Origin of the sequence: Aureimonas sp. AU40, from assembly GCF_001463785.1 — a bacterium.
Classification (GTDB): Bacteria; Pseudomonadota; Alphaproteobacteria; order Rhizobiales; family Rhizobiaceae; genus Aureimonas.
This window is the reverse complement of record NZ_BBWL01000076.1, coordinates 1-352: the sequence shown is the minus strand read 5'-3', so window position 1 is coordinate 352 and position 352 is coordinate 1. Positions and strand designations below refer to the sequence as shown.

Sequence of the window (352 nt, the reverse complement as noted above, 5' to 3'; positions counted from 1 at the left end):
CAGCTGAGCCTGCAGCTGGCCGATTTCCTGCTGGATCGTGTCGCGATTGACGCCGTCCTGGGTGGCGGCGGTCAGCTTGGACTTGATCTCGTCCAGGACGTCCTTGGCCTTGCTCAGGCCCTGGTACGCCGTATCCACCGTCGAAGCGCCGAGGCCGAGCGCGTCCTTGACCGTGGAGAGCGACTTGTTGTCGGACTTCAACGTCGTGGAGATCGCCCAGTAGGCCGCGTTGTCCTTGGCTTCGCCGATCTTGTAGCCGGTCGAGATGCGCGACTGCGTCGACTCGAGCTGCTGGTTGGTGTTCTGCAGAGTGCGCAGCGCCGTGAGAGCCGCCGCATTCGTGTTCACGCTT

The 352-nt window shown here is 63.6% G+C and carries 1 protein-coding gene; it reads right to left on the bottom strand.

Going from position 1 to position 352, the window contains the following annotated elements; all coding sequences use genetic code 11:
- On the bottom strand, positions 1 to 352 hold a 352-nt coding region (locus AUL32_RS24320), incomplete at both ends, for a flagellin N-terminal helical domain-containing protein (protein ID WP_441294112.1).